Source organism: Myxococcus xanthus (genome assembly GCF_013116825.1).
Taxonomy (GTDB): Bacteria; Myxococcota; Myxococcia; order Myxococcales; family Myxococcaceae; genus Myxococcus; species Myxococcus xanthus_B.
The window spans coordinates 58,410-82,796 of record NZ_JABFNS010000006.1 but is presented as its reverse complement, the minus strand read 5'-3'; the positions used below and the strand labels follow the sequence as shown (position 1 = coordinate 82,796).

General features: G+C 68.7%; 26 protein-coding genes, 1 tRNA gene and 1 pseudogene. 15 read left to right on the top strand and 13 right to left on the bottom strand.

Annotation, left to right across the window (positions count from 1 at the left end; all coding sequences use genetic code 11):
* Positions 1 to 2 precede the first annotated feature (2 nt).
* Positions 3 to 1,748, top strand: a complete 1,746-nt coding sequence (locus HNV26_RS03145) for a fatty acyl-AMP ligase (RefSeq protein ID WP_171439833.1) — start codon at positions 3 to 5, stop codon at positions 1,746 to 1,748.
* Between the two features lie 34 nt (positions 1,749 to 1,782).
* Here HNV26_RS03145 and HNV26_RS03140 read toward each other — a convergent pair whose 3' ends face one another.
* Complete coding sequence (locus tag HNV26_RS03140) at positions 1,783 to 2,112, bottom strand: YnfA family protein (protein ID WP_171439834.1); 330 nt, start codon at positions 2,110 to 2,112, stop codon at positions 1,783 to 1,785.
* Positions 2,113 to 2,508: 396 nt separating this feature from the next.
* Here HNV26_RS03140 and HNV26_RS03135 point away from each other — a divergent pair, with 396 nt between their 5' ends.
* From HNV26_RS03135 to HNV26_RS03125, 3 genes and pseudogenes are all read left to right on the top strand, one after another.
* A complete protein-coding gene (locus HNV26_RS03135) occupies positions 2,509 to 4,251 on the top strand; it encodes an AsmA family protein (protein ID WP_253816170.1) in 1,743 nt (580 codons plus the stop codon).
* Positions 4,252 to 4,692: 441 nt separating this feature from the next.
* A tRNA-Ile gene (locus HNV26_RS03130) sits at positions 4,693 to 4,766 on the top strand.
* 545 nt (positions 4,767 to 5,311) lie between these two features.
* A pseudogene (locus HNV26_RS03125) lies at positions 5,312 to 5,470 on the top strand (transposase); the annotation flags it as partial.
* 48 nt (positions 5,471 to 5,518) lie between these two features.
* Here the strand turns inward: HNV26_RS03125 and HNV26_RS03120 are convergent.
* The 3 genes from HNV26_RS03120 to HNV26_RS03110 form a co-directional block, all read right to left on the bottom strand.
* Positions 5,519 to 6,322, bottom strand: a complete 804-nt coding sequence (locus HNV26_RS03120; protein ID WP_171439835.1) for a GNAT family N-acetyltransferase — start codon at positions 6,320 to 6,322, stop codon at positions 5,519 to 5,521.
* Positions 6,319 to 6,516: a hypothetical protein gene (locus HNV26_RS03115; RefSeq protein ID WP_225889041.1), complete on the bottom strand. Its 198-nt coding sequence runs from the start codon at positions 6,514 to 6,516 to the stop codon at positions 6,319 to 6,321. The genes HNV26_RS03120 and HNV26_RS03115 overlap by 4 nt, the downstream gene beginning before the upstream one ends.
* A gap of 275 nt (positions 6,517 to 6,791) precedes the next feature.
* The gene (locus HNV26_RS03110) at positions 6,792 to 7,091 is read right to left on the bottom strand and encodes an MFS transporter (protein WP_253816169.1); all 300 of its coding nucleotides are present in this window, start codon (positions 7,089 to 7,091) and stop codon (positions 6,792 to 6,794) included.
* Between the two features lie 224 nt (positions 7,092 to 7,315).
* On the opposite strand from HNV26_RS03110, the gene HNV26_RS38125 reads away from it, so the two are divergent.
* On the top strand, positions 7,316 to 7,660 hold the full coding sequence (locus HNV26_RS38125; protein ID WP_253816168.1) for a hypothetical protein: 345 nt from the start codon (positions 7,316 to 7,318) through the stop codon (positions 7,658 to 7,660).
* Between the two features lie 20 nt (positions 7,661 to 7,680).
* Positions 7,681 to 7,899 carry an aspartyl/asparaginyl beta-hydroxylase domain-containing protein gene (locus HNV26_RS38120; RefSeq protein ID WP_366816740.1) on the top strand — a complete coding sequence of 73 codons (219 nt, stop codon included), beginning with the start codon at positions 7,681 to 7,683 and terminating at the stop codon, positions 7,897 to 7,899.
* 22 nt (positions 7,900 to 7,921) lie between these two features.
* Here the strand turns inward: HNV26_RS38120 and HNV26_RS03100 are convergent, their stop codons facing one another.
* The 3 genes from HNV26_RS03100 to HNV26_RS03090 all read right to left on the bottom strand — a co-directional run bounded on the left by HNV26_RS03100 (position 7,922) and on the right by HNV26_RS03090 (position 9,693).
* Positions 7,922 to 8,356, bottom strand: coding sequence for a VOC family protein (locus tag HNV26_RS03100; RefSeq protein ID WP_366816739.1), 435 nt, complete (start codon positions 8,354 to 8,356; stop codon positions 7,922 to 7,924).
* 114 nt (positions 8,357 to 8,470) lie between these two features.
* Entirely contained in the window at positions 8,471 to 9,001 is a 531-nt protein-coding gene (locus tag HNV26_RS03095; RefSeq protein WP_090490823.1) for a hypothetical protein, read from the bottom strand.
* Between the two features lie 119 nt (positions 9,002 to 9,120).
* A complete protein-coding gene (locus tag HNV26_RS03090) occupies positions 9,121 to 9,693 on the bottom strand; it encodes a TMEM165/GDT1 family protein (RefSeq protein WP_140793004.1) in 573 nt (190 codons plus the stop codon).
* A 381-nt stretch (positions 9,694 to 10,074) separates the two neighbouring features.
* Between HNV26_RS03090 and HNV26_RS03085 the strand changes: the two genes are divergently transcribed.
* The 3 genes from HNV26_RS03085 to HNV26_RS03075 all read left to right on the top strand — a co-directional run bounded on the left by HNV26_RS03085 (position 10,075) and on the right by HNV26_RS03075 (position 11,081).
* A complete protein-coding gene (locus HNV26_RS03085; protein ID WP_140863921.1) occupies positions 10,075 to 10,332 on the top strand; it encodes a ribbon-helix-helix domain-containing protein in 258 nt (85 codons plus the stop codon).
* Positions 10,329 to 10,502: a hypothetical protein gene (locus tag HNV26_RS03080; protein WP_171439836.1), complete on the top strand. Its 174-nt coding sequence runs from the start codon at positions 10,329 to 10,331 to the stop codon at positions 10,500 to 10,502. Before HNV26_RS03085 ends, HNV26_RS03080 begins: the two co-directional genes overlap by 4 nt.
* An 87-nt stretch (positions 10,503 to 10,589) precedes the next feature.
* Positions 10,590 to 11,081 (top strand): hypothetical protein, encoded by a 492-nt coding sequence (locus tag HNV26_RS03075; protein WP_171439837.1) that lies wholly within the window; start codon positions 10,590 to 10,592, stop codon positions 11,079 to 11,081.
* A gap of 46 nt (positions 11,082 to 11,127) precedes the next feature.
* On the opposite strand, the gene HNV26_RS03070 is transcribed toward HNV26_RS03075, so the two are convergent.
* From HNV26_RS03070 to HNV26_RS03060, 3 genes are read right to left on the bottom strand one after another with little or no spacing between them, the layout of a single operon-like run.
* Positions 11,128 to 12,195: a lysylphosphatidylglycerol synthase transmembrane domain-containing protein gene (locus tag HNV26_RS03070; RefSeq protein WP_171439838.1), complete on the bottom strand. Its 1,068-nt coding sequence runs from the start codon at positions 12,193 to 12,195 to the stop codon at positions 11,128 to 11,130.
* A gap of 17 nt (positions 12,196 to 12,212) precedes the next feature.
* Positions 12,213 to 12,944 carry a tyrosine-protein phosphatase gene (locus HNV26_RS03065; RefSeq protein WP_171439839.1) on the bottom strand — a complete coding sequence of 244 codons (732 nt, stop codon included), beginning with the start codon at positions 12,942 to 12,944 and terminating at the stop codon, positions 12,213 to 12,215.
* The gene (locus tag HNV26_RS03060) at positions 12,941 to 13,150 is read right to left on the bottom strand and encodes a DNA gyrase inhibitor YacG (protein ID WP_020478355.1); all 210 of its coding nucleotides are present in this window, start codon (positions 13,148 to 13,150) and stop codon (positions 12,941 to 12,943) included. The genes HNV26_RS03065 and HNV26_RS03060 overlap by 4 nt, the downstream gene beginning before the upstream one ends.
* A gap of 82 nt (positions 13,151 to 13,232) precedes the next feature.
* On the opposite strand from HNV26_RS03060, the gene HNV26_RS03055 reads away from it, so the two are divergent.
* From HNV26_RS03055 to HNV26_RS03045, 3 genes are read left to right on the top strand one after another with little or no spacing between them, the layout of a single operon-like run.
* Entirely contained in the window at positions 13,233 to 14,222 is a 990-nt protein-coding gene (locus HNV26_RS03055) for an NAD(P)H-quinone oxidoreductase (RefSeq protein ID WP_171439840.1), read from the top strand.
* A gap of 30 nt (positions 14,223 to 14,252) precedes the next feature.
* On the top strand, positions 14,253 to 15,356 hold the full coding sequence (locus tag HNV26_RS03050) for an ankyrin repeat domain-containing protein (protein WP_171439841.1): 1,104 nt from the start codon (positions 14,253 to 14,255) through the stop codon (positions 15,354 to 15,356).
* Positions 15,357 to 15,399: 43 nt separating this feature from the next.
* On the top strand, positions 15,400 to 16,437 hold the full coding sequence (locus tag HNV26_RS03045; RefSeq protein ID WP_090490831.1) for an agmatinase family protein: 1,038 nt from the start codon (positions 15,400 to 15,402) through the stop codon (positions 16,435 to 16,437).
* A 43-nt stretch (positions 16,438 to 16,480) separates the two neighbouring features.
* Here the strand turns inward: HNV26_RS03045 and HNV26_RS03040 are convergent, their stop codons facing one another.
* Positions 16,481 to 17,476: an ATP-binding response regulator gene (locus tag HNV26_RS03040; protein WP_171439842.1), complete on the bottom strand. Its 996-nt coding sequence runs from the start codon at positions 17,474 to 17,476 to the stop codon at positions 16,481 to 16,483.
* 243 nt (positions 17,477 to 17,719) lie between these two features.
* On the opposite strand from HNV26_RS03040, the gene HNV26_RS03035 reads away from it, so the two are divergent.
* The 3 genes from HNV26_RS03035 (at position 17,720) to HNV26_RS03025 (ending at position 22,611) form a co-directional block, all read left to right on the top strand.
* Entirely contained in the window at positions 17,720 to 19,066 is a 1,347-nt protein-coding gene (locus HNV26_RS03035) for a trypsin-like peptidase domain-containing protein (protein WP_171439843.1), read from the top strand.
* Positions 19,067 to 19,134: 68 nt separating this feature from the next.
* Entirely contained in the window at positions 19,135 to 21,267 is a 2,133-nt protein-coding gene (locus HNV26_RS03030; RefSeq protein WP_171439844.1) for a protein kinase domain-containing protein, read from the top strand.
* Positions 21,268 to 21,351: 84 nt separating this feature from the next.
* A complete protein-coding gene (locus tag HNV26_RS03025; RefSeq protein ID WP_171439845.1) occupies positions 21,352 to 22,611 on the top strand; it encodes a saccharopine dehydrogenase family protein in 1,260 nt (419 codons plus the stop codon).
* 28 nt (positions 22,612 to 22,639) lie between these two features.
* Here the strand turns inward: HNV26_RS03025 and HNV26_RS03020 are convergent, their stop codons facing one another.
* Both HNV26_RS03020 and HNV26_RS03015 read right to left on the bottom strand, forming a co-directional pair.
* On the bottom strand, positions 22,640 to 23,935 hold the full coding sequence (locus HNV26_RS03020) for a GspE/PulE/PilB domain-containing protein (RefSeq protein ID WP_171439846.1): 1,296 nt from the start codon (positions 23,933 to 23,935) through the stop codon (positions 22,640 to 22,642).
* Positions 23,936 to 24,000: 65 nt separating this feature from the next.
* The gene (locus HNV26_RS03015) at positions 24,001 to 24,387 is read right to left on the bottom strand and encodes a VOC family protein (protein WP_171439847.1); all 387 of its coding nucleotides are present in this window, start codon (positions 24,385 to 24,387) and stop codon (positions 24,001 to 24,003) included.

The window sequence follows — 24,387 nt, the reverse complement described above, 5'->3', positions numbered from 1 at the left end:
CCGTGCCGAGTCCCAGCCGTTCCGTGCAGACCCTGACCGACCTGCTGCGCTGGCGCGCCTCGAACCAGACCGAGGCCCGCGCCTATACGTTCCTCCAGGATGGTGAAGGCCAGGAGACCACCTGGACCTATGGCGAGTTGGATCGCCAGGCCCGCGCCATTGCCGCGGCGCTGCAGGAGCACAAGGGCGCTGGGGAGCGAGCGCTGCTGCTGTATCCACCGGGGCTCGACTACATCGCGGCGTTCTTCGGCAGCCTGTACGCGGGCGTGGCCGCGGTGCCGGCCTATCCTCCCGCGCAGCTCCAGGCTGTCACGCGCATCCTCTCCATCCTCCAGGATGCGAAGCCGCGCTTCGCGCTCACGACGCGCGAAATCCTGGAGAGCGTGAACGCGCTGGCCGAGACGTACCCCGTCCTGAAGGACATCCGCTGGATTGCCACGGACGCGCTGGAGGAAGGGCTGGAGGACGGCTGGAAGCGCCCCGCCATCACCGGCGACACGCTGGCCTTCCTCCAGTACACGTCAGGCTCCACGTCGACGCCCAAGGGCGTGATGGTGCTGCACCGGAATCTGATGTCCAACGAGGAGATGATCCGGCAGGGCTTCAGCCACGACGACCCGCCGACGATATGCGGCTGGCTGCCGCTGTACCACGACATGGGGCTCATCGGCACGGTGCTCCAGCCAATGTACCTGGGCGCGCACTCCGTCGTGATGTCCCCGTGGTCCTTCCTGCAGCGCCCCATCCGCTGGTTGAACACCATCACGAAGTACCGTGCGACGACGAGCGGCGGGCCCAACTTCGCCTACGCGCTCTGCACGCGAAAGGTGAAGCCGGAGCAACTCGCTTCGCTGGACCTGAGTTCGTGGCGCGTCGCCTTCAATGGCGCGGAGCCCGTGCGGGCGGAGACGCTGGCGGAGTTCGCGGACACCTTCGCGCCCGCCGGCTTCCGCCGTGAGGCCTTCTATCCCTGCTATGGCCTCGCGGAGGCGACGCTCTTCGTGTCGGGAGGCATCACCTCCGAGCTGCCACGTCACCTCATCGTGGATTCGGCGGCGCTCGAACAGAACCGCGCCGTGGCCGCACCGCCGGGCCCGTCCGCGCGGACGCTCGTCAGCTCCGGGCGGAGTTGGGGTGACAGCCTCATCCGCATCGTGAATCCAGAGACGCTGGTGGCGTGCGCACCGGGCGAGGTGGGCGAAATCTGGACGGCCGGTCCCCACGTCACTCACGGCTACTGGGGACGCGAGGAGACGAACGCAGAGACCTTCCAGGCGCGCATCCAGGGCAGCGAGGAAGGTCCCTTCCTGCGTACCGGCGATTTGGGCTTCATGATTGACGGAGAGCTGTATGTCACCGGCCGCATCAAGGACCTCATCATCGTCGACGGCCGGAACCACTACCCGCAGGACCTCGAGCTGACGGCCGAGAGCCAGCACCCAGCGCTGCGCCCTGGCTGCTCGGTGGCGTTCTCCGTCGACCATCCTGAGGGCGAGCGGCTGGTGGTGCTGGTGGAGGTCAGCGCCCGCTTCGCGCCGTCCGAACAGGGCGACGGTACCCAGGCTCTGGACGTGAGCGGGCTCCAGAAGACCATCCGGCAGGCCGTGGCCGCCGCGCACTCGGTGGACGTCCACGAGGTTGTCCTGCTCCAGCAGGGTGAGGTCCTCAAGACGTCCAGTGGCAAGGTCCAGCGGCGCGCCTGCCGGGCGAAGTACGTGGAGGGCAGCCTCCAACGCTGGGCCGCGTAGTCTGTCCTGTGCGGCTTGATGAAGCAGTCCCTCGCTACCTGCGAGGGCCGAGCACGATGATGGCCATTCCCAGGATGGCGACGAGCGCGCCCACGAGGTCCCACGTCGTGGGCCGCTCCCCTTCCACGAGCCACAGCCAGACGAGCGCCACGGCGATGTACACCCCGCCGTAGGCCGCATAGGTGCGGGCCGCGCCTGTCGGGTGAAGCGTCAGCAGCCACGCGAAGACGGCGAGGCTCCCCGCGGCGGGGATGAGGAGCAGTGGCGACTTTCCCTGACGGAGCCAGAGGTAGGGCAGATAGCAGCCCACCACTTCGGCCACCGCGGTGACGACGAAGAGCCCGAAGGCGTACAGCAGATGCACGGTGAGGAACCTTTCGTGACGCGCGGCTCAGGCCTTCGCTGGCGCTGCCGTTCCGTGGAGGTTGCCGAGGTGTTGCCGCGTGTCCGAGTCCATGCGCCGAGCCTTCCACCAATCCCCCGCCCTTCCCAGTCCAGACCTCGCCCCTCTGGCATCGGCTCACCCGCGGACACTCCGGGAGCGAATCGGACTCGCGGGCCTGCTGGCGCCTTGTATGCGCGCGGCGGCTGAGGCATCCGGAGGGAGGCGGGAGACAACGCCCGCGCCTTCCGGGAACGGCCCGCGCCGCTCCCCCTGGACATCCCACCGGGTACCCGCGACATGACGCTCATCCCGCCGCCAGCGGTCCAGGACACAGTCCCTCGCAAGAAACGGTGGCCGCGCGCCGTCGCATGGACCTTGGGCGCACTCGTGGTGCTGGAAGTCTCCATCAACGTGGCGCTCAACCTGGGCGCCGTCCAGGCCATCATGCGCCGGTCCACCAACCGGACCGAGCTCGCCTGGAAGCGCGCGTGGTGGCTCTGGCCCTTCGGACAGCTCCACCTCCGCGACTTCACGCTGACCCAGCAGAATCAAAACCAGTGGTGGCAGGTGAACCTGGACGCGTTGGAGGCCAACGTGTCGCTGACCGCCCTGCTGAGCAAGCGCGTGGACGTGCAGCGCATCGACGGGCATGGCGCGCGCTTCCGGATTGAACCTTCATTCGGCATCGAGAAGGAACCGCCACCGGGCCCGGACTACCGCCCGTGGGTCATCCAACTGGCCGACGTAACGGTCCACGAGGTTCGCGAGTTGGACTTCGGCCGGGTCCGCTTCGTGGGGAACCTGGACGTGCAAGGCTCGCTGGACCTCAAGGGTCGGGAGCGCATCCACGTCGAGACGCCTTCGATTCGCGTGGTCTCCGGAGCCATGGAGCTCGACCGGAAACCTGTCACCCGGCTGGAGCGCCTGGAGGCCAAGGCACAGCTCGAAGTCCCCTTCACGGACAGCCAGGGCTGGGACCTCTCACGGGCGCTCAGCGCACAGGTGACGGGCCAGATGGAGCTGCTCCCACTGGACTGGCTGAACGAGCACCTGGGGTCGAACAACGCCGTCTCCCTGAAAGGGGGCGAAGGCAAGGTGGACCTGGAGCTCCGCATCAAAGACGGCGGGCTGGCCGATGACAGCCGCATTGACGTCCAGGGCCAGGAGTTGAACGTGCGGGCCGGTCCCATCCGAGCGCGTGCGCCCTGGGCACTCAAGGCCTCGCTGGCTTCGGAGAGCCAGGGCGCGAGGAAAGGGACGGCAACGCTTTCCTTCGCGCCCGTGCGAGTGTCCGGTCCCGAAGGAACGGGAGCAGAGGTCCCTGAAATCACCCTCACCGTCCTCGCGCGTCGCAGCGCGGAGCAGTCGGATTGGGAGCTGGAGCCGGACCTCCGCGTGGCCAGGAGCCGGCCGTTGGACTTGAGGATGCTCAACCCCTGGCTGGCGCGGACGATGGAAATCGACTCCGGGTTCATGACGGTGCAGAGCCGGGAGCGGTCGAAGTCCGCGAAGGTCCAGGACTCGCTGCGGCTGAGCGTGGACTCCGACCTCGTCTCCGGACGTATGGGCAGCGTCAAGGTCCTGTTGCGTGCCGAGGCGGACGTAGACGCCCGGAACATGTCGTGGGACACGAAGTCCCTGACACTGACGGGGACGACGCTCCGGCTGACGAACGTGTCCACGAATGGCCCCGTACCCATCCGCGCCTGGAGCGGCGTCTTCACCCTGCCCCAGGCCCGACTGTCCCTGTCTCCGACGGTGCTGTCGGCGCACTTCGCCAGCAAGCTCACGGACACACAGCCTGTCGCCGCGCTGCTCACGTCCGCGAAGAATCTGCCGCGCTTCCTGACGTCCCTGCTCAACATCCGGGACGTCACCGTGACGGGCCGGGTGCAGATTGACGAAGGCGGACTCCAACTGCGCGAGCTGAAGGCGGACGGTGACGGCTTCTCCCTGCGAGGACACCTGGACCTCGCAGGCGGAGAGCTGCAGGGCGCGCTCCTGGCGACCCTGGGCGCCCTCACCGGCGGAATCGAATTCAAACCCGGCGGACAGGACCTGCACCTGCTGAACGCGAAGCAGTGGTTCGCGAAACAGCCCGAGCCACCGTTCCGGTAGGAGCACTTCGAGCTGTCCCTGTCACAGTTCGTCTTCCAAGACGGCCAGGATGCAGCGCGTGATGCCCAATCCCGCCACGCACATCTGGTGGAGGGTGCGTTGATTGTTGCTGGAGCCCCCCCGACTATGGCGACCGCGCGCCACGCATGCCGCGCCTCAATCGACCCCAAAGTCACCTCGCATTTCCTGTGGGTTCGAGGCGCCCTGTCAGGAAGAAAACCCATTTCCACGTCTGGCGAGCGAAGCGCTCGGGACCGAGGTCTGGCCCCGCGAAGGTTGGCCGTGTCGTTCCCGTTGCCCTCCGCCCGTCATGTGGTATAGAGCCGCCCCGAAGCGCGAAGTACCCACCCCGTTACCAAAGCTGTTGCACGGACAGCGGGCGAGCAGGTAGGAAGGCAGTGGAAGTTCCGCAGTAAAAGCCGTAGGTTGCATCCCACTTACGGCCAGGTAGCTCACCTGGTTAGAGCGGCGGTCTCATAATCCGCAGGTAGTCAGTTCAAGTCTGACCCTGGCCACAGAGAAGCCCTCGGAATCGTTAAGGTTCCGGGGGTTTTCTATTATCCAGGGTCATCCACCGGTGGCCACGAGAGTGGGTACAAGGTGGGTACCAGCAAGGCGCGCGTAGCTGGGGGGCGCTGAAGCGCCATCGCGCCCGGCCACTCCCCTTCCCCAACTCGGGGGAGATGCCCCCTAGGTGGCTCGCAGCCTCTGCGCTGGTCGGGTGCGCGGCCATGGCGTTCAGCTTGCCGGTGCAGTCGGTGATCGCCGGCAGCCTGCTGTTGTTGTTCGGCGCCGCCACGCTCATCCTGCGGAGGTGGTTCGTCCGTAGAGGTCGCCAAGGCTGAGGCTGCCTTGGTGGGAGTCATCCACCATCGGTGGGCGGCCCAGACCAGATTCCGCTGCATCGTCGGCCGTCCATCAGCTACCCGAGCGGGAGTTGGGCATGAAGGGGCGTATCGACTGGAGCCGCGCCGCGTTTGACTCGGGCAGTGTCCGGGCGAAAAGGGGGGCCCGAAACGGGAAAGAACCCCACGGACAGAGGATCGAGTCGAGCGAGCGGCTGGGCCGCTACCGTTGGGTGGTGGAGCGCACCCTGGCCTGGCTCCACAGTTTCAAGCGGCTGCGCGTCCGCGAGGAGCGGCGCGCCGATCTCCACCTCGCGCTGCTTCAGTTCGGCTGCTGCATCGTGCTCCTGCGCCGAGTGGGACGGAGGTTGTGAAACGAGTTCTTAGGTCTCACCCCGTGCGGCGCCTGGGCGAGCTTCGCCTCACGCGACGCCAGGCGGACGGTAGATGCACTTGGCCACCTGGGAGAGCGCCTGGAAGCCGAGGCGCTCGAGGATGGGCCGGCTCATGTCGCCCGCCTCGACATAGAGGTGCGCGATGTCGCGTTGACGCGCCACCTCGGCCCGCGCCGCCACCATGGCGCGGTAGAAGCCCCTGCCCCGGAAGTCCGGGAGGACCGAGCCGCCCCAAAGACTGGCGAAGCGCGCCCCCTCCTCGATGCGAATCCAACTGGAGCACACGGGCCGTCCTTCCGACCACCCCACGAAGATGCTCAGCGTGTCCGGCTGCGTCCGCAGCTCCTCCTTCAATGCGTCGTGCAACCATTGGCAGTCCTGACTCCAGACGACCTCTTGCACCTTCATGGCCGCCGCGAGCCCGGTGGCGTCGTCCACGCGCCGGATTTCGACGCCCGGAGGAAGCGCGGTCGCGGGCTGCGAGCGGGCCGTGTCGAGCACGACCAGCGTCACGTGCGCCTGAACCTCGAACCCTGCTCGGAGTAGACGCGTCTCCAAATCACTGGGGCTGTCCTGGGTGTAGACCTTCCACATGAAGGCGCGCCCCAATGAGCGGAAATACGCCATCTGTGCCGCGATGACCGCCTCCACGTTCTCTTCATCCGTGTGGGCCCAACACAGGGAATTGTCAAAAGGGGATGGCGAAGGCCCGAGGGCCCGGAGGAAGCCCTCCCCGCTCTCCATGCGCCACGCGGGGTCGGAGGACACCGCGCGCCGCCGGACGAGTTTCTCGAACCGCGCCAGGATGTCTGAAGAACTGGAGGCACTCATACGACACCGTTTCCTTCCGCCCTCGTGAGGTCCGCGGATCCAATCCGCGCGAGCAGCAACCATGCCGTCGAAACCCCGGCGAACAGCAGCCCGAAGAAGCGCATGCTGACGCGCAGCTCGACATAGTGGGTCAACATGCCCATGACGATGCCCGCGGGAGGGACGACCGCGAACAGGATGTTGTGAAGGCCCAACAGCCGCCCCTGGAGGTCCTGGGGACACGTGAGCTGGATGAACCGTCAGGATGGCCGCGGCCAGCGCGGGCCCGACCAGGCGTCCCAAGAGCCCCGACATGCCCAGCATCGCGACCGCGTTCGAAAGCTGATGGCGCTCGACGAGCTCCGCGGACAGCGCCTGCTTCGCGGGCCGGTTGAAGGCATCCACCACACCGCCACGGCCAGCAGCGTGGCGAGCTCCGCGTGCACCATGATGGCGCTGACCACCGCGAGGACACACGCCAGGACCTCCGTCAGCAGGACCGTCCGCCGCTGGTCGTAGCGCGATCCGCCACCTGCCCCGCCCAGGCCATGCTCACCAGCACCGGAATGCTGGCGATGCTGATTAATGACGCGACCTGCGCCGCCGAATCCGCGAGCCGGGCCACCAGCCAACCGCCCGCAATCTCCATCATCCATCGGCCGGCGACGGAGATCTTCTCGACGAACCAGAACAGCCAGAAGGGCCGGCTCACGAAGCCGGCGGGCGGCCCCCCCGGGCAGGGCTGCCAATGCCAGGGCCGGGCCTCCCCGGCCGAGAGCCTCCCCGGCATGGGCGGGGGCGTCAGGAGAACTCACAGGCACCGCTGGACACTTTGACGGTCATGACAAGCCCTCGCATTGACAACCATTACACACCCACCTCAACGACAAAACAAACACTCCGCCTAGAGCCACGACAATAGAAGCCACCCCGACCTGAATCGCAAGACACCCCAGACCGCCCAGGAATTTCCTCTCAAGAATTCAACCCACACAGAGTTCTCCACGACACCCCATGTCCAATCCCATCATCGAAGCGCTCGACGCGGCCATGATTCCCTTCCGTCGAACCCATGCGGGTGAGGCGCTCGCGCGTGTGGAAGAAACCCTGCTCATCAACAAGGGGCGACAGCCCCTCCCACCGCTGCCGGCGCTGCAACGCCCGTCATTGTTCTACTTCCCGGGTCTGGGCACGCGCGGCTGGTACTCGGCCTCCGAGTCCCCCTCGCTCGAATCCCTGGCCCGCCTCCTGAAAGAAGCCACGCCGATGCTGCGCGAGGAATTCCTGACGCGCGCGCACCAGGGCGAACTGCTGGCCTACGAACGCGCATCGTTCCGCCCGACTGCCGGATCCGGGTAGACGGTGAGACGCGCGAATGGGTGGAGGGCGAGTCCCTGTTCTTCGACGACACCTTCCTGCACGAGGTGTGGAACAACAGCGACCGGCCTCGGGTCTGTCTGCTGCTCGACATCTGGCACCCCGGCCTCACCGCCATCGAGCGAGAGGCCATCACCGCGCTCGGCCGGGTGATGGGGCAGTTCATCAACCAGGGCTACACCCCTCCCTGGTCGACGAATGGCCGGATCTTCGAGCACTGAGGCCTGGCCGGAAGCCCCGCCCTCAGCCCGCCACGTCCAGCATCCACACGTGGCCGTCCGGGTCCTTGAACGTCGCCGAGTACCCCCAGGGCTGCTTCCCCGGTGGGGCCGGGACCTCCGCCCCCGCCTCCCGCGCCCGGGCAATGAGCGCGTCCACCTGGGCCTCCGTCTCCAGGAACAGGCTCAGGATGCACTCCGAAACGCCCTGCTCCGCGACCTTGTTGCCCCCCGCCACCCAGCCGAAGCCGCCGGTGGGGATGAGCATCAGGCTGACGCCCGCGTTGAGCGTGAAGTGGACGGGCTCGGGCATCGCGCCGTCCGCCGTCTCGACGACGAGGCGGAAGCCGAGGCCCTCTCTGTAGAAATGAAAGGCCCGCTTCAGGTCCCGCGTCGGCAGACTCACGACGACATGGGGACCGCGCGGTGCCAGGTCCTGCGGGGAAGCTTGCGATGCCACGATGACCTCCAGGGAATGGGCTCCTGCCAGTGAGACGCCCCACCGCCCCCAAAATCATCGCCTCCCCCCACGAAAAAAGGCCGGGGCTCGACGGCGCCCCGGCCCTGGAACAGCTTACTGGCAGTCGCTCAGCGGGAAGACGTAGTCACGGCGCGGCGTCTGGCCGGGGTCCTGGTTGATGGCCGCGACGCTCAGCTCGCTGTAGTTCACCGTCGTGCTGCTGCCGATGACCATCTGCGTCTTCTGCACGCGCGTGGTGGACAGCACCACCTTGCCAATGGTGCCGCTCGGCTCGATGCGGTAGCAGTTCATGATGCGCGGGTCCACCGTGGACCGGCGGCACTGGTTGTACTGCCCCAGGATCTCGCGCTTCGTGTACGTGCAGCGACAATCCCAGGGGTCGTACTCCTCGGAGACGTACGCGGCCTCGAAGCCGGTCGCCGTCTGGACGACCTCCAGGTGCGTGCCGCCCTGGAACTCGTCACAGCGCAGCACCACGTCGCCCACGGCGCCCTGCTTCACTTCCGCCGTCTCGGCAACCACCTCGGCCTCGGGCGGCGGGTCCTGCGGCTGGGCACCGTTGCAACCCGCGCCCATGAGGGCGCTCATCAGAATCATCGCGGAGAAACGAATGGGGGAACGCATTCCAGCTCCTGAAGAAAGGTCCGGGTCAACCCGGACCTCTCATATGGGAGCTTTTCCCGTGATGGAGCGCAATACACTTCTCCGTCACATCGGCACATTCACACTGCGTGTCCCAGCTGTCAGGACATCCGGAGCGCCGTCCACAACGACAGGGCACCGAAGATGAAGAAGAGGCTGGCGGCGGCCCACCGCACCCAGCTCATCTGCACCCGCCCGGCGAGCCGGTCTCCCAGGAACACGGCCAGGCCGTCCGACAGCATCATCCCGGCCGTGGTGCCCAAGGTCACCGTCAAGGGCGCCTGATAGCGCGCCGCCACCGCCATGGTGGCCAGCTGCGTCTTGTCCCCCATCTCCGCGAGGAAGAAGAGCACCACCGTGGTGAGGAAGGCGCCGAAGCGCGGCGGCTTGCCGCCATCTTCATCCAGCGTGTCCGGCTTGAGCGTCCACAAACCGAAGCCGATGAAGAGCACCGCCAGGAGCAGCGCCATCCACTTCGCCGGCACGTGCGTGGACACCCAACTGCCCACGCTGGACGCCAGCGCGTGATTGGCCACGGTGGCGACGAAGATGCCCGCCAGCACATGCCACGGCTTGCGAAACCGCGTGGCCAGGGAGAACGCGAGCAACTGCGTCTTGTCCCCCATCTCACTGGCGGCCACCAACACGAACGAACCCACGAGCGCTTCCAACATGACGACTCCCTCGCAATCACAGGGCCGGGGTTCAGGCTCGTGGGAGACGCCAGGGCAGCACGCGCGCACGACGGACCTCGGCCAGGAAGAAACGACAATCCCTGTCCGAAGGTCTCGTTCGTCTCGCGAACATCACGAGGTGGGGGCCCGGGCCGTTTCCAGCCAGTGTGTCGAGCTTCCCGCCGCCAGCGCCGCTGGCGTGAACTACTCCCCTAAGGCAAGCGGCGAAGTAGCAGCGAGGTACCGCCCTGTCAACGCGAGGTGCGGCACGGCTCGAGCCCCTGGCCCCCGGCGCATTTTTTGACGGCGTGCCCGTCCGCCCGCCTAATGCCGCGGACAGGCAGGTAGCGGCCTGTAGCAGCCACGCCCGGAGGAAGTCCGATGCAGGATGGAAGCGCCAGTCCCCTGAGCCCCGAGGCTCCGTCATCCCCGGCGGTCTCGGAAGTGTCTGTCGACGTCCGAGGCCCGGACGCCGACATCGTCTCCACCCACGTCCTGGTCCCCGAGGAGCAGGTCCAGAAGCTGCGCGAGCTGGCGCGGCGGACCCGCATCCACCAGAGCGAGTACCTGCGCGAGGCCGTGGAAGACCTGCTCGGCAAGTACGGCCGCGGCGCGCCCAAGGAGGAAGGCCAGTCATGAGGTCCGCCGCCGTCGCGCCTCGCGCATCCCTTCCTCGCACGCGTGAGCTGCTGCCCGCCTCAATGCTGCGCGACGCCGACGCGGCCCGCCTGCCTCGCACCCGCCTGGACTCCGAGCGGCCGGCCTCGATTCGCGAGGCCATCGTCCGCTGGTTGGATCAGGAACTCTGACACGATGCGTCCGGCCCCCGACTTGGAGGCCGGACGTGACGCCGGGGTATGCTCCGCGATTCCCTTTCGGAAGGAGCCCCACACCCCATGCGTCTCCCGATAGTCAGCGCCGCACTCGCGCTCGCCGCCGCCGGCTGTGCCACCTCCGGCTTCGACAAGCTCTACCCGGGCATGTCGTCCCACCAAGTCGTCGATGCCATGGGCTCGGGGCCCACGCGCGCGCAGGAGTTCCCGGACAGCTCCACCGCCTGGTACTACGGCGAGGACCGCTGCGTGCTGATGCGCGACGACAAGCTCGTCGCCAAGGCCACGTCCGAGGACTCCACCACCATCAACACCCCCGTCGTCTCCGTGCGCGACACCGCTAAGGCCCTGTGCGCGCCAGAGGGCTACGCCTCCGAGGAGAAGCGGGAGCAGGTCATCGACACGCCGTTCGGCACCCTCAAGGGCAACATCGACCCGAAGGCCGCCATGGAGAAGGTGAAGGGCGTGGTGACGGGCAAGAGCGGCGACACCGCCCCCGCGAAGACGGAGGCCGCTCCCGCGGAGGCGGGGCAGGCGTCGACGCCCACGCCGTAGGACGCCGCATCGACACGGCAACCGGGGCCGGGATGCGGCCCCGGTGTCAGGCGGAAGGTGCCGCCGCCTCCCCGTCCTTGTCGTCCAGCTTGCCGGCGATGTCCTTGAACGACAGGTGGCCCATGGACAGCAGGATGAGGCCCAGGCCCACCTGCTGCACCGTCTGGCTCAGCCACATGACGTTGGCGTAGGCCAGCCCGCTGGCATTCACCGCGGCGGCCGGCAGGAAGAGGCTCAGGCCCACCTTCGTGGCCGCCTGGAAGGTGCCCATCATCCCCGGCGCCGCTGGAATCATCAGCCCCACCACCAGCACGCCCAGCACGACGTAGGCCTGGAAGAGCGTCAGGTCCATGGGCTCGCAGACGGTGCCGGGCGCCGCGCCCGAGCAGTCGAAGGCGTTGGCCAGCAGGGACATCCCCGCGCCATTCACGCCCCAGTACAGCGCAGTGTAGAGGAAGAAGAGCGCGACCTGCCGCCCCTTCGGCAGCTGCCGCATGGCGCCCACGAAGGTGTCGACGATGTCCGCGACCTTGTCCGCCACCTGCGGCGCCAGCCGGCCCACCGTGGCGCGCACCAGATTCACCGTGCGCTGCTGCTGCCAGAGGCCGAAGAGGAGGAACGCCAGACCGCCGCCGAACACCGCGAACATCAGCCACGAGCCCAGCTTGACGTAGCGAATCTCCGGCGTCTCCGTGGGCACGAAGAAGAGCAGCGCTCGCAGCATCGCCGCCACGAAGAGGCCGTCCACGATGCGCTCCAGCACCACGGACGTCATGGCCGCGCTGCGGCGGATGCCACTGCGCTGCGCGATGAGGAAGGGCCGCGCGAACTCGCCCAGGCGGAAGGGCAGCACCAGCAGCATCATGAAGCCGATGCCGGACGCCTCGTTCAGCTTCCGGAACGGGACCTGCTCCAGGCCCGACAGAAGGCAGCCCCAACGCAGGGTGCGGAAGACGTGGATGGCCAACAGGCAGCCGAAGTACGGCACCAACCACGCGTAGTTGGCCGACTTCAGGCTGGCCAGCTGCGTCGCCCAGTCCGTGTCCCGGAAGGCCCACCACATGAAGAGGAAGGTGACCAGGAGGCTGGCCAGGAGTTTGACGGCACGTTTCACAGCGGCCGGGTATACCGTCAGTCCGGGTCGGACTCCAGTGACTCCCCGGCCAACAAAATCGCGGGATTGTCCCTCATGAGACGGGCGAAGCTCGCCTCCCCTGCCCTGCTCCGCAGCTCCGCCAGTGAGCGCCCCACCCAGTCCCGGGCCCCCACGGGCCCATGCAGGTCCGTGGCGCCCACCGCATAGAGCCCGTCATCCAGGAAGGCGCGGGACAGCTTCTTCGCCGTGCCGCCATAGCGGCCGATGAGCGCACCGATATCCAGTTGCAACAATGCCCCAGCTCGCACGGCCTCGGCGGCGCGGCCCTTCCGCTCGAACTCCAGGCAGCGCTCGGGATGCGCCAACAACGGCACCACGCCCTTGGTGCGGATGCGGAAGAGGATGTCCGGCAGCGCGGGGACGGGCGCGGTGTAGGGCAACTCCACGAGCACATAGCGGCCAGGGCCCAACTTTCGGGCCTGGGGCGTGCTGAGGCCTCGCAGGAAGGCATCGTCGAGCACGTTCTCCGCGTTGCGCCCCAATGTCAGCGGGATGCGCTCGCGCTCCAGGGCCTCCGCCAGCTCCGCGCGGCGCACGTCCACCACCTCCACGGGGGCGTACTCGGGGCGCGCGTGCGGACTGGGGGCGACGGTGGAGAAGCCGAGGTCGACCAGCGCACGCGCCATCTCCAGCGCGTCTTCCAGCGTGCGTGCTCCGTCATCCACGCCGGGCAGCAGATGGCAGTGCAGGTCGACGAAGCCGCTCATGCGTCGCCGTGCTGGCGTGCCGGGTGGCTGTCGGCGGGCAGCTCGTCTTCCTGCTCATCCGCCTGCCGGTCGGGGACGCGGTACTCCTCGCCGAGCCACCGGCCGAGGTCCACGGCGCGGCAGCGCTTGGAACAGAAGGGAAAAGCAGCGTTCTCCCCGCGCGGGGGAACGGGCTTCTGGCAGATGGGACACGTCAGGGTGCTCATGATGGACGGTGTTCTAGATAAGCGTTGACGCTCTCGCGAGCCAGGATGTTTCGTTCCCACCATTCCAAGGGAGGCGCCTGCCATGAAGGTCCTTCGCATCACCCGCCCAGGAGGCCCCGAGGTCCTCGCCGAGGAAGAACGCCCCGAGCCGGTCCCAGGCCCAGGGGAGATTCTGGTCCGGGTGCGAGCGTCCGCGCTCAACCGAGCGGACCTTCTGCAGCTTCGTGGTCACTACCCCGCCCCGCCTGACGTGGCACCGGACATTCCCGGCCTGGAGTACGCGGGCGAGGTGGTGGCTGTGGGCCCGCGCGCACGCCGCTTCCAGCCCGGCGACCGCGTCATGGGGCTGGTGGGCGGGGGCGCCTGGTCGGAGCTGCTCGTCACCCATGAGCGAGAGGCGATGCCCATCCCCGACGGGATGGACTTCACCGACGCGGCGGCCATTCCGGAGGCGTACCTGACCGCGTTCGACGCGCTGGTGCTCCAGGGCGAGCTCAAGCCCGGCGAGACGGTGCTCGTCCACGCGGTGGCCAGTGGCGTGGGCTCGGCGGCGGCGCTCATCTGCCAGGCCATGGGCGCGCGCGTGGTGGGCACCGGCCGCAACGCGGCGAAGCTGACCCGCGCGGCCGAGTGGGGTGTGGCTCGCACGGTGCTGTGTGACGCCAAGCCGCCGCGCTTCGCGGACGCGGTGCGCGAGGAGACAGGCGGCCGGGGCGCGGACCTGTGCCTGGACCTGGTGGGCGGCAGCTACGTGCCGGAGACGCTGAACGCCCTGGCGCCCCGGGGGCGGCTGATGCTGGTGGGGCTGGTGGCGGGCGCGGCCACCGAGGTGAACCTGGGCACGGTGCTGACGAAGCGGCTGCGTGTCACCGGCACCGTGCTGCGCAGCCGTCCGCTGGAAGAGAAGATCGCGCTGGCGCAGAGCGCGGAGCGGCATCTGCTGCCGCTGTTCCGCACAGGGGCGCTGCGGCCCATGATAGACGCGGCGGTGCCGCGCGCGGACATCCGGCAGGCGCTGGAGCGCATGGCCGGCAATGACTCGGTGGGCAAGCTGGTGGTGCGGTGGGCGTGAGCCGCATCGCGCACTGAAGGAACGGATTCGATGACGGAGCAGCAGCGGGAGCTCGAAAAGCTCATCCAGCAGATTGACGACCTCCACTACATCCAGACCTATCACCGGGTCGAAATGCCGGAGGCTGAATATCGGCAGAGCCTGGCCAAGGCGGAGCGCAAGAACGCCGAGGTGGTGGCTCAACTCCGGGCACTGCTGGCCGGCGGCGTCAGCCTGGACTTCGAGACCATCAACGGGCACTCGCCGATGATGCTCGCCGTCCCCCAGAACAACGTCGAAGTCATCCAGTTGCTCATGGAGTACGGCGCCGACATCCGGGCGGGCTCGAACTACGAGTTCCCGATTCACCGGGCCGCGGAGTTCGGCGCTGACCGCGTCGTGCGGTTCTTCATCGAGCAGGGCATCGACCCTCGGCTGAAGACGGAGGGGGGCAGGTCGGTGCTCTCCGTCGCCCGCGCCTCGCGGCACAGCAAGAACGTGGGCCCCCTGCTCGTGGAGCTCCTGAAGAAGACCAAGGACCAGCGAGGCCCTCCGCCCAAGAAGGCGAAGGAGCTCTCCGAGGAGCGCGTCACCCAATACCTGTCAGGGGACGCTCCCGCGGGGGTCGCCCCCAAGACGTGGGAGCAGCTCCGCGCGTTCATGGAGAGTGTCTTCGTCGAGGAGTACTCGGTCACCGTCGACCAGCTCTACGCGGGCATCGCAGAGCACGGCAACACGAACGCCCCGCTCGTCTTCGCCACCATCGACCTCATCCGGCAGGTCTCCACGCGGGCCCCCGCGAGCAAGACGCTCAAGAAGGTGGCCAAGAACCCCTTCGTCCACCACGGAGACCTGGTGGTGGAGGGCCCCCTGAAGGTGCTGTCGCTCCTGGTGACGGGGAACCTGACGGTGAACGGCAAGGCCTCCAACTTCGAAGGGTGCCAGCTCTTCGTGGGCGGTGACTTCGAATGCGACACCTTCCAGACCGAGGGCCCCGTCATCATTGGAGGGAGCCTCAAGGCCTCGACCGTGGACGCCCTCTACAACGACTACAGCCTGGACGTCCGGGGCGTGCTGACGGCGGACCGGCTGGTGATTGAGAAACATCAGGTGCTGGCCGGGCGTTTTGACGTCAAGGAACGCATCGAGAAGTAACAGACCATTGCGCCCCGACACCGGGCCTTTATCCTGCGCCGCCATGGCTACCCACTTCGACCCCAGCGCCGCCGCCCAGCCGGACTCCGGCGTGTTCGGCCTCCCCCACTCCCCGGAAGAGGCGCACGTCGTCCTCATCCCCGTCCCGTTCGAGGCCACCACCAGTTACGGCGGTGGCACGTCCGAGGGGCCGACCGCCGTCCTGGAGGCCAGCCGGCAGGTCGACCTCTTCGACGTGGAGACGGGTCGTCCCTACGAGCGTGGCATCGCCATGCTCCCCGAGCCCCAGGAGCTGCGCGACTGGAACACCCGCGCCAAGGAGCGCGCCCAGGTCGTCATCGAGGCCGGTGGCATCCACTCCGGCGAGGCCGCGCTGATTCAGGCCGCGCAGGACGTGAATGTCCTCTGCGACCAGATGAACGAGCACGTCTACCGCACCACCAAGCACTGGTTGGACCAGGGCAAGCGCGTGGCCGCGGTGGGCGGTGACCACTCCATCTCCTACGGCATCATCCGCGCGCACGCGGAGAAGTACCCCGGCATGGGCGTGCTGCACCTGGACGCGCACGCCGACCTGCGCGTGGCCTACGAGGGCTTCACCTGGTCCCACGCGTCCATCATGTACAACGTCGCGGAGCGCATCCCTGGCGTGAAGACGCTGGTCCAGGTGGGCCTGCGTGACATGAGCGCGGAGGAGTACCAGTACATCGCGGACTCCAACGGCCGCGTGCACGGCTTCTTCGACGCCACCCTCCAGAACAAGCGCTTCGACGGCGTGCCCTGGAACCGGCAGGTGGATGAGATGGTCGCCCTGCTCCCGAAGCAGGTCTACCTGTCCTTCGACATCGACGGGCTGGACCCCGTGCTCTGCCCCCACACGGGCACCCCGGTGCCCGGCGGACTGTCCTTCGCCGAGGCCGTGGCCCTCATCGCCGGCGTGGTCCGCTCCGGGCGCACCATCGTGGGCTTCGACCTCACCGAGGTGGCCCCCGACCCCGACGGCGGCGAGTGGGACGGCAACGTCGGCGCCCGGCTCCTGTACAAGATGATTGGCTGGATGCTGAAGTCGCAGCAGGCCTGACGTCTCGTCACGCGAAGCGCCCCTGGAGAACAGCCCTCTCGCGTCAAGTGCTCCGCGGCAGCATCAGGCTGAACGTGGAGCCCTCGCCGGGTCGTGACTGGACGGACAACGAGCCCCCTTGCAGGCGCACCAGCTCCGAGGCCACGTACAGCTCCGGTCCGCAGACGCCCTTCGCATTCATCTGGAAGGGCGTGAAGAGGTGGGCCAGCGCCTCCGCGGCCAGCCCCGGCCCCGCGTCCTTCACGCGCACCGTGAGCTGCGTCTGGGAGACTTCGAGCGCCACCTCCGCGTCCCCCTGCCGGACCGCGTTCGCCAGCAGCACGTCGAAGACCTGCCGGATGCGCGGCGGGTCCACCTGCGCGTGGACTGGCTCCTCGGGTGCATCCAACGTGACGTGTGCGCCATGTGCCGCCACCGCGTCGCGCAGGTGCTGGCCCACGTCCGCGTCGATTCGCTTCAGCGTCGCCTCGCCCGAGGACAGCCACGCCAGCTCGCGCAGGTGACGGCCCACGGCTTCCATGGACTGGAGCTGCGCCGCCAGCGTGTCCAGCGCCGCGCGGTCCACGGAGGGCGTGCATTCCAGCCGGCGAAGCTGCTCGCGGGCCGTTTCGAGCGGGCCCTGGAGCGTCTGCGCCACCCACTGCCCCAGCGCGCCCAGGGGGGACGCCGCGTGCTCCCCCCGGGGCTCCGGCGAGGCGGCCAGCGATTTGTGGATGACCGATTCGAAGTCGGTGATTTCAAAGGGCTTGTGAAGAAACGCGAACGCCTCCGGCGCGCCCTGGGGCAGCACCGCGCTGAGGAGGATGACGGGCACGTCCTTGAGCTGTGCCTCCTGCTTCATCCGGCGGCAGAGCTCCACGCCGCTCAGCCGCGGCATCATGTGGTCCGTCACCACCAGTTGAGGATGCCGAGCACGCGCCAGACCGAGCGCCTCCTCGCCATCCCGCGCCCTCAAGACGTCATGGCCCAGGTCCTCCACGACTTGACTGAGAACCTCCAACACCGCTGGCTCATCGTCCGCGACCAGGACGAGACTCATGCTTCCACTCCCTCGCCTCGGCACGCCGCGACTGCTTGCGTGCCGCCAGGATAACAATCCACTCCCACGGTGTACCGACACCCCGAGAGGACGTGCATCCCAGAGATGCAATCGTTCATGGATGACCGGAGTGGTTTATGAAGAGCGAGACACCGCATCCAGGGAGCCCGGGGAGGCTGCGGCCTTCCCAACAGTCAGAATGTCCTTCGCTCGACAATCCCTGGCGGTGCACGGAGGGTTGGAATGAAGCACGCAGTCATGAGGTGGAGCCTGCTGGTGGTGGCCCTGCTGACCTCGGGCACGGCGAACGCGGACATGGCGCGGCGGCGTGACGCCATCGTCGAGGTCGTGCAAAAGGTCTCCCCCGCCGTCGTCTACATCGGCACCGAGCAGGAGGTGGAGTCACGCTTCCGTGGACGCCGTTCTCCCCTGGAGGAGTTCTTCGGTGGCATGGGCGCGGAGCCGGAGCGTCAGAGAATCTCCGGCCTGGGCAGCGGCGCCATCATCGACCCCAGCGGCATCATCGTCACCAATGACCACGTCATCCGGGGCGCGTCCGCCATCCACGTCATCCTGGCGGATGGCCGCTCGTACGAAGCGGAGGTCATTGGCAGCGACGCGGCAAACGACCTGGCGGTGCTCAAGGTCAACGCCAAGGAGCCCCTGCCCATCGCCAAGCTGGGCACCAGCTCCGACCTGATGATTGGCGAGACGGTGGTCGCCATCGGCAGCCCGTTCGGCCTGAGCAAGACGGTGACGGCGGGCGTCGTCTCCGCGGTGGGCCGCACCTTCCGCGCCGACAACCGCGTCTACAACGACTTCGTGCAGACGGACGCCGCCATCAACCCGGGCAACTCGGGCGGCCCGCTGCTCAACGTGGATGGGGAGATCATCGGCATCAACACCGCCATCTTCGGCGGCGGCGCGCAGGGCATCGGCTTCGCGATTCCGGCCGACAAGGTGCGCCGCATCGTCGACGAGCTGACCCGCTTCGGGAAGGTGCGCCCGGCGTGGGTGGGCATCGATACGGCCGACCTGCCTGTCCGGGTCGCCCGGCAGCTCGGGTGGGACCGGGCCTATGGCGCGCTGGTGACGGCGGTGGAGCCGGGGAGTCCGGCCGCGGAGGCTGGCGTGAAGCGCGGGGACGTGGTGGCGGAGCTGGGCGGCTCGCGCATCCAGGACGCCGAAGACTTCGACACCCGCGTTCGCGGCTACCCCGCCCGCTCCGCCTTCCCGGTGGTGCTCTTCCGCGAAGGCGGCCTGCGCACCGTCCAGGTGACGCCGGTGGAGTTCCCCGCTCGCATGGTCGAGGGGCTGGCGTGGGAGCGGCTGGGACTCCGTGTGAAGGAGATTCGCGGCGGCCTGGCGGTGTCCGGCGTGCGCCAGGGCTCGGCGGCGGCGGACATCGGGCTGGAGCCCGGAGACATCATCCTCCGTGTGAACAACCAGCCCGTGACGACGAACGACGCCTTCCGGGAGGCCCTGCTCACCGCGCGACGGGGACGTAGCGTGCTGTTGCTCGTGCGGCGGGGGCGCTACGGCTACCACGTGACGCTGCCCTTCGAGCGGGAAGCAGGCTACCGGCTGTAGCTGTCGGGAAAGGACAACGGGCTCCCCGTATTTCAGGACCCGCGTGACTCGCACTAACATGCGGTGTCATGAGTTCCGTCCGTTACCAATCCCTTGGTCCCCTGCTGGCCGGGGAAGGCTCACGTGCCTTCCTCGGACTCGCCCTGGAGGACGGCGCGTCTCCCCGTCCCGTGGTGCTCATCTGGGCACCGCAAGATGTCGTGCAGAACCCCGAGCTGACGGCGACCCTGCGTCGCGAGACAGCGCGCGCGCTCGTCTTCGAGCATCCGCACATCCTCCGTGTCCACGCCCTGGCCGAGCAGGATGGCGGGCTGGCCCGTGTCACCGAGTTCGCCGACGGCGAGCCCCTGCGTCGCCTGCTGGAAGCCCACCCCCGCCTGCCGCCGCACTTCGCGGCGCTCGTCGTGGCGGATGCCGCCGTGGGCCTGCACTACGCGCACGTCGCGGGCAATGACGACGGCACGCCCTTCGTGCACGGTGACGTCCGGCCCGAGACGTTGATGATCTCCTTCGGCGGTCTGACGAAGGTGACGGGCTATGGCGCGCTCGGCGTGGCTCCGCGTGAGCGCGGTGGCAAGCGCGTGAAGAACCGGCGCTTGTACAGCGCGCCCGAACAGCTCCTCGGTGGACGCGAGGCGGTCAACGTCCAGTCGGACGTGTTCCTTCTGGGGCTCGTGCTGCACGAGTGCCTCTCCGGGAAGATTCCCTTCAAGGATGCGGCGGACCCGGACAAGGCGGTGCTCACGCGCTCGCTGCCGCCCATGGCGCAGGACGTGCCGCTGAAGTTGGACGCGGTGCTGCGCCGGGCGACGGCGAAGCGAGCCAAGGAGCGGTATCCGACGGCTCTCGCGTTCCGGGAGGCCGTGGTCGAGGCCGTCGGCTCGCTGCCCACGCATGCGGAGTTCTCGGAGTTCCTGTCGAAGTACTTCCCGCCCGAGAGCGAGGCTCGCGCGACGCGGCGGCGGGTGATTGAAGCGGGCATCGCCGAGGTGATGCAGAAGGCTGGCATCTCTCCGCCCGCCGTGGCTGAGTTCCTCGCGCGCGGCGCCCTGCCCCCGGGCTTGATGCCCGCGAAGTGGCCGGAGTTGCCGGGACAGTTGCATGCCTCGGGCTCGGCCGATGGTTCGGGTGCGCAGGCTGGGAGTGGCTCGGCGGCCAGTGGCAACGCGCAGGGGGCATCGGCTGAGGGCAGCACGGGGCAGTCCGGCACTGGTTCGGTGGGGGGCCAGGCGCAGGCCGGTGCACAGGCTCAGTCCGGCGCGGGCGCACAGACGCAGTCCAGTGCAGGTGACCAGTCACAAGCGGGCGCAAGCGCACAGGCCCACTCCGGCGCGGGCGCGCAGCATCCGTCCGGCGCAGGCACTCAGGCCCATTCAGGCTCAGGCGCACAGGCTCAGTCCGGCGCGGGCGTTCCTGCGCAGTCTGGTGCAGGCGCACAGGCGCAGTCCGGCGCGGGCGCACAGGCGCAGTCCGGCGCAGGCACTCAGGCGCATCCCGACGCCACGGGGACTGGGTCATCAGCAGGAACCGCTGTGCCCACCAGCCCGATGGGCACGGGCGTACACACGGCCGCCACGACGCCTCCTGCCGCGCCGAAGCAGTCGCGCAGTTGGATGGCCTTCGTGGGCGTCGGTCTGGCGCTCACGGTGGGCGCGGGGGCCGTCGTGCTCAGCCGGCTGCCCTCCAACATCGAGTCCGAGCTCGAGGACGCGGGCGTCACCGACGCCCTGCCCGTCGACGCCGGCGTGACGCTGGATGCGGGCCCCGTGGACGCCGGCATTCCCATGGGCACGCTGGACGTCACCGTGGACCCGCGTGTGGAGGTCTCGATTCCTGGCCAGTACCTGGGCCGCACGCCGGTCTCCGCGGCCGTACCCGCGGGCCGTCACGTGCTGACGCTCAGCAACCCGGTGCTCGGCATCCAGACGACGCGGGTCATCACCGTGCCGGCGGGCGGCCGTTCCTCGCAGCAAATCTTCCTCAACAAGGGATTCGCGAACGTACGCGCCCCGGAGGGCGCCATCGTGACCGTGGATGGCCGGCTCATCGGTGCCGCGCCCATCGAGGAACTGGACCTGTACGAAGGCACGCACCAGCTCCTGGTCATCGTGAACAACGCCCGGTGGCAGAAGACGTTCAAGGTGGAGCCGGGCCAGCGCGTCACCTTCGACGTCAACTTCGAGAAGCCCGAAGAGGAATGACCGGGGTAGCAATCTCCGCGGCGTGAACACTCGTTTCACGCCGCGGTTGCGGTGGCTTCGGGGCGCGACCAGACTCCCGCGCCCATGAACACCTCCGCCACGGAGTTCGACATCATCGCCTGGGGCGCCACCGGCTTCACCGGGCGACTGGTCGCCGAATATCTCGCCAGGACCCAGGACAGCCACCGCGCACGATGGGCCCTTGCGGGACGCGACCTCGGCAAGCTGGAGAAGGTCCGGCAGGAGCTGGCGGTGATTGCGCCCTCCTTCGCGGAGCTGCCGCTGCTCGTCGCGGATGCACGCGACGCCGCGTCGCTGGATGCCCTGGTCCCTCGCACCCGCGTGGTCTGCACCACGGTGGGCCCCTACGCACGTTACGGCAGCGAGCTCGTCGCGGCGTGTGTTCGGGCCGGCGTCAGCTACTGCGACCTGACGGGTGAAGTGCAGTGGATGCGGCGGATGATTGACGCCCACCACGAGCAGGCGCGGCAGAGCGGCGCGCGCATCGTCCACACCTGTGGCTTCGACTCGATTCCGTCGGACCTGGGCGTGTTGATGATGCAGGAGCACATGCGGGAGCGCCACGGCGGCCACCTGGATGCCGTCCGCCTCTACATGGGCCCTATGCGCGGAGGCGCCAGCGGTGGCACGGCCGCGAGCATGGTGCAGGCGATGGAAGAAGCAGCAACGGACCGCTCGGTTCGGAAGCTCATGGCCCACCCGCATGCGCTGGACCCCGTCCCAGGCCGCTGGCGGCCCGAATCCAAGGACGAGTTGGGCGTCCGCTACAGCCAGGAGCTGGGCCAGTGGACCGGCCCGTTCTTCATGGCGGCCGTGAACACGCGCGTCGTCCGGCGCAGCAACGCGCTGCTCGGTCACCCGTGGGGAGAGAGCTTCCGGTACGCGGAGGTCGCCAGCTACGGCGCCGGGCCCAAGGGCCTGCTGCGCGCCACGGGCGTCACCGCGGGCCTGGGAGGCGTCGTCGCAGCGATGCAGGTGAAGCCCCTGCGCACGCTGCTGGAGAAGAAGGTCCTGCCCGCGCCGGGTGAAGGCCCATCTCCGGAGGCCCGGGAGAAGGGCTTCTTCGTCGCGCAGCTTCGCGGCGAAGGCACCTCACTCCGCACGGGCAATCAGGTGCGGCTGAAGGGCAAGGTGGCGGCGCAGGGAGACCCGGGCTACGCGGCCACGTCGCGGATGCTCGCCGAGTCCGCGCTGTGCCTCGCCTTCGACGACAATCCGACCACGGGCGGCGTACTCACGCCGGCCTCCGCCATGGGCATGCGGCTGGTGGAGCGGCTGCGCCGCGCGGGCATGACGTTCCAGGTGGAGGAGCTGTCCACCTGAAGCCATTCCGCCTCGAGCGCGCGGCGTCCTACGCGCTCTTGCGGCGCCGCATCATCGCCTCGTACGAGCGGCCCACGCTCTGCGAGAGGATGAGCAGCTCGCCCACGTCGGGCGGAGTGAGCTGGTCCGGGCCGTTGTCCACGTAGAGCAGGTGCACCACCTTGCCGCGCACCAGCAACGGGAGGATGACGGCCGTCTTCGGGAACCCGTCCCCCAGCAGCTTGTAGAACACGCCCATGGCCGCATCGCGGCGGACGGGCCCGATGTAGTGAGAGCGCGTGTCCCGCACGAGCCGGAAGGTGCTCTGCTCCCGCAGAGGCACGCCGATGCGGCGCACCACCGCGTCGCGAACCCCCACCCCCATGCCGTGCCAGCCCGTCACGAGGCTGCCCTGCACCGACAGCAGCAGGTTCCGCTTCCACTTGCCCAGCGCGAAGCGCAGCACCGTGTGCGCCACGTCCTCGCGGTCCGAGCTGCGCGCCAGCTCCGCCTGCGCTTCCGCGAAGGTCAGCGGCGTCGGCGGCGGCTCCGGTGCGCGCGGCACCTGCACAGGCGGTGGCGTGCCGCCCAGCGCGGGCGCCGGGGGTGGCACGGGCGACTGAACCCTCTGCGGTGGGACAGCGATGGCCTGAGGGGGCGGCGGCGGAGCCACGGGCCCCTGTGGCCGGACAGTCGCGGGCGGCGGCTCGGACGCGGCCTCCAGCACCTCCACGCCGGTGATGATCTCCTCCTCGCCGGTGTCCCCGTCGTAGTCGGCGCCACCGCGCAGGGCGGAGGCGTAGACGGACTGGAACTCCTCCTCGCTCATCAAGTCTGGCGGCGTCTCCGCGGCCTTGGCCAGCTCGGCCTGCGAGCCCGCCGAGGGACGCGGCCGCACCGCGTTCATGTCGATGGCGCGCAGCGGCCGGAACGCCTTGCAGTAGCGGCGCAGCAGTTGGTTCATCCGGAACTCGGGGATGACCACCGGCACCACGCGCTTGCCCGTCTTGAAGGCAATCGCGTCCAGCGTCGCGAAGTCGTGCGGGTTCACGACGGCGATGCTCAGCCGCGTCGCGTCCACCCGCATGGGCAGGTACTCCTTGTCGTCCGCATGGTTCGAGGAGACCAGCTCCATCGCCTTCGGGTCCGGAACCATCTCCCCGGATGCGAACGCGCTGTTGTGGACCTTGCCCAGCGACTTCGCCAGGTCCACCTCCGACAGCAGGCCCAGCTCCACCAGGTTCGTTCCCAGCCGCCCGCCATGCACCACCTGGGCCTCAAGCGCTTCTTCGAGTCCCTCGGCGGTGACGAGACCATCCTTCAGGAGCTGCTCACCCAGGCGCATGGGGCCGCTTGTAGCCGTGCCCCGTCCCGCTCCGCAAGCACACCCGCACCCGTGGGACGGTGCGTCTAGTCCTCCGGGTGATGACTGAGCGCCACGCGGTTGCCTTCGGGGTCCCGGACGTACACCGACCACCGCGTCTCGTGCTCCAGCGGCACACCCGCGCGGGTGAAGGCGTCGACCACACTCGCCCGAGCGGACTTCGGAATCCGGAACGCCAGCATCAGGAGGCCCGGCGCCTCGTGGCGGAACGGCGTGGAGACGGGCTCGCCGCCCGCCGCCTCGATGGCCAGGAAGCCGCCCCCAGGCACGCCCACCCAGATGCTCCGCAAGGAGCCGTCCGGGCGGAGATGACGGGTCAACTCCGGAAAGCCCAGCAGGTCTCTGTAGAAGCCGGTGACACGCTCGATGTCCCGCGCCTGGATGGCCACGTGGTGGAAGCCCTGAACGTCCAT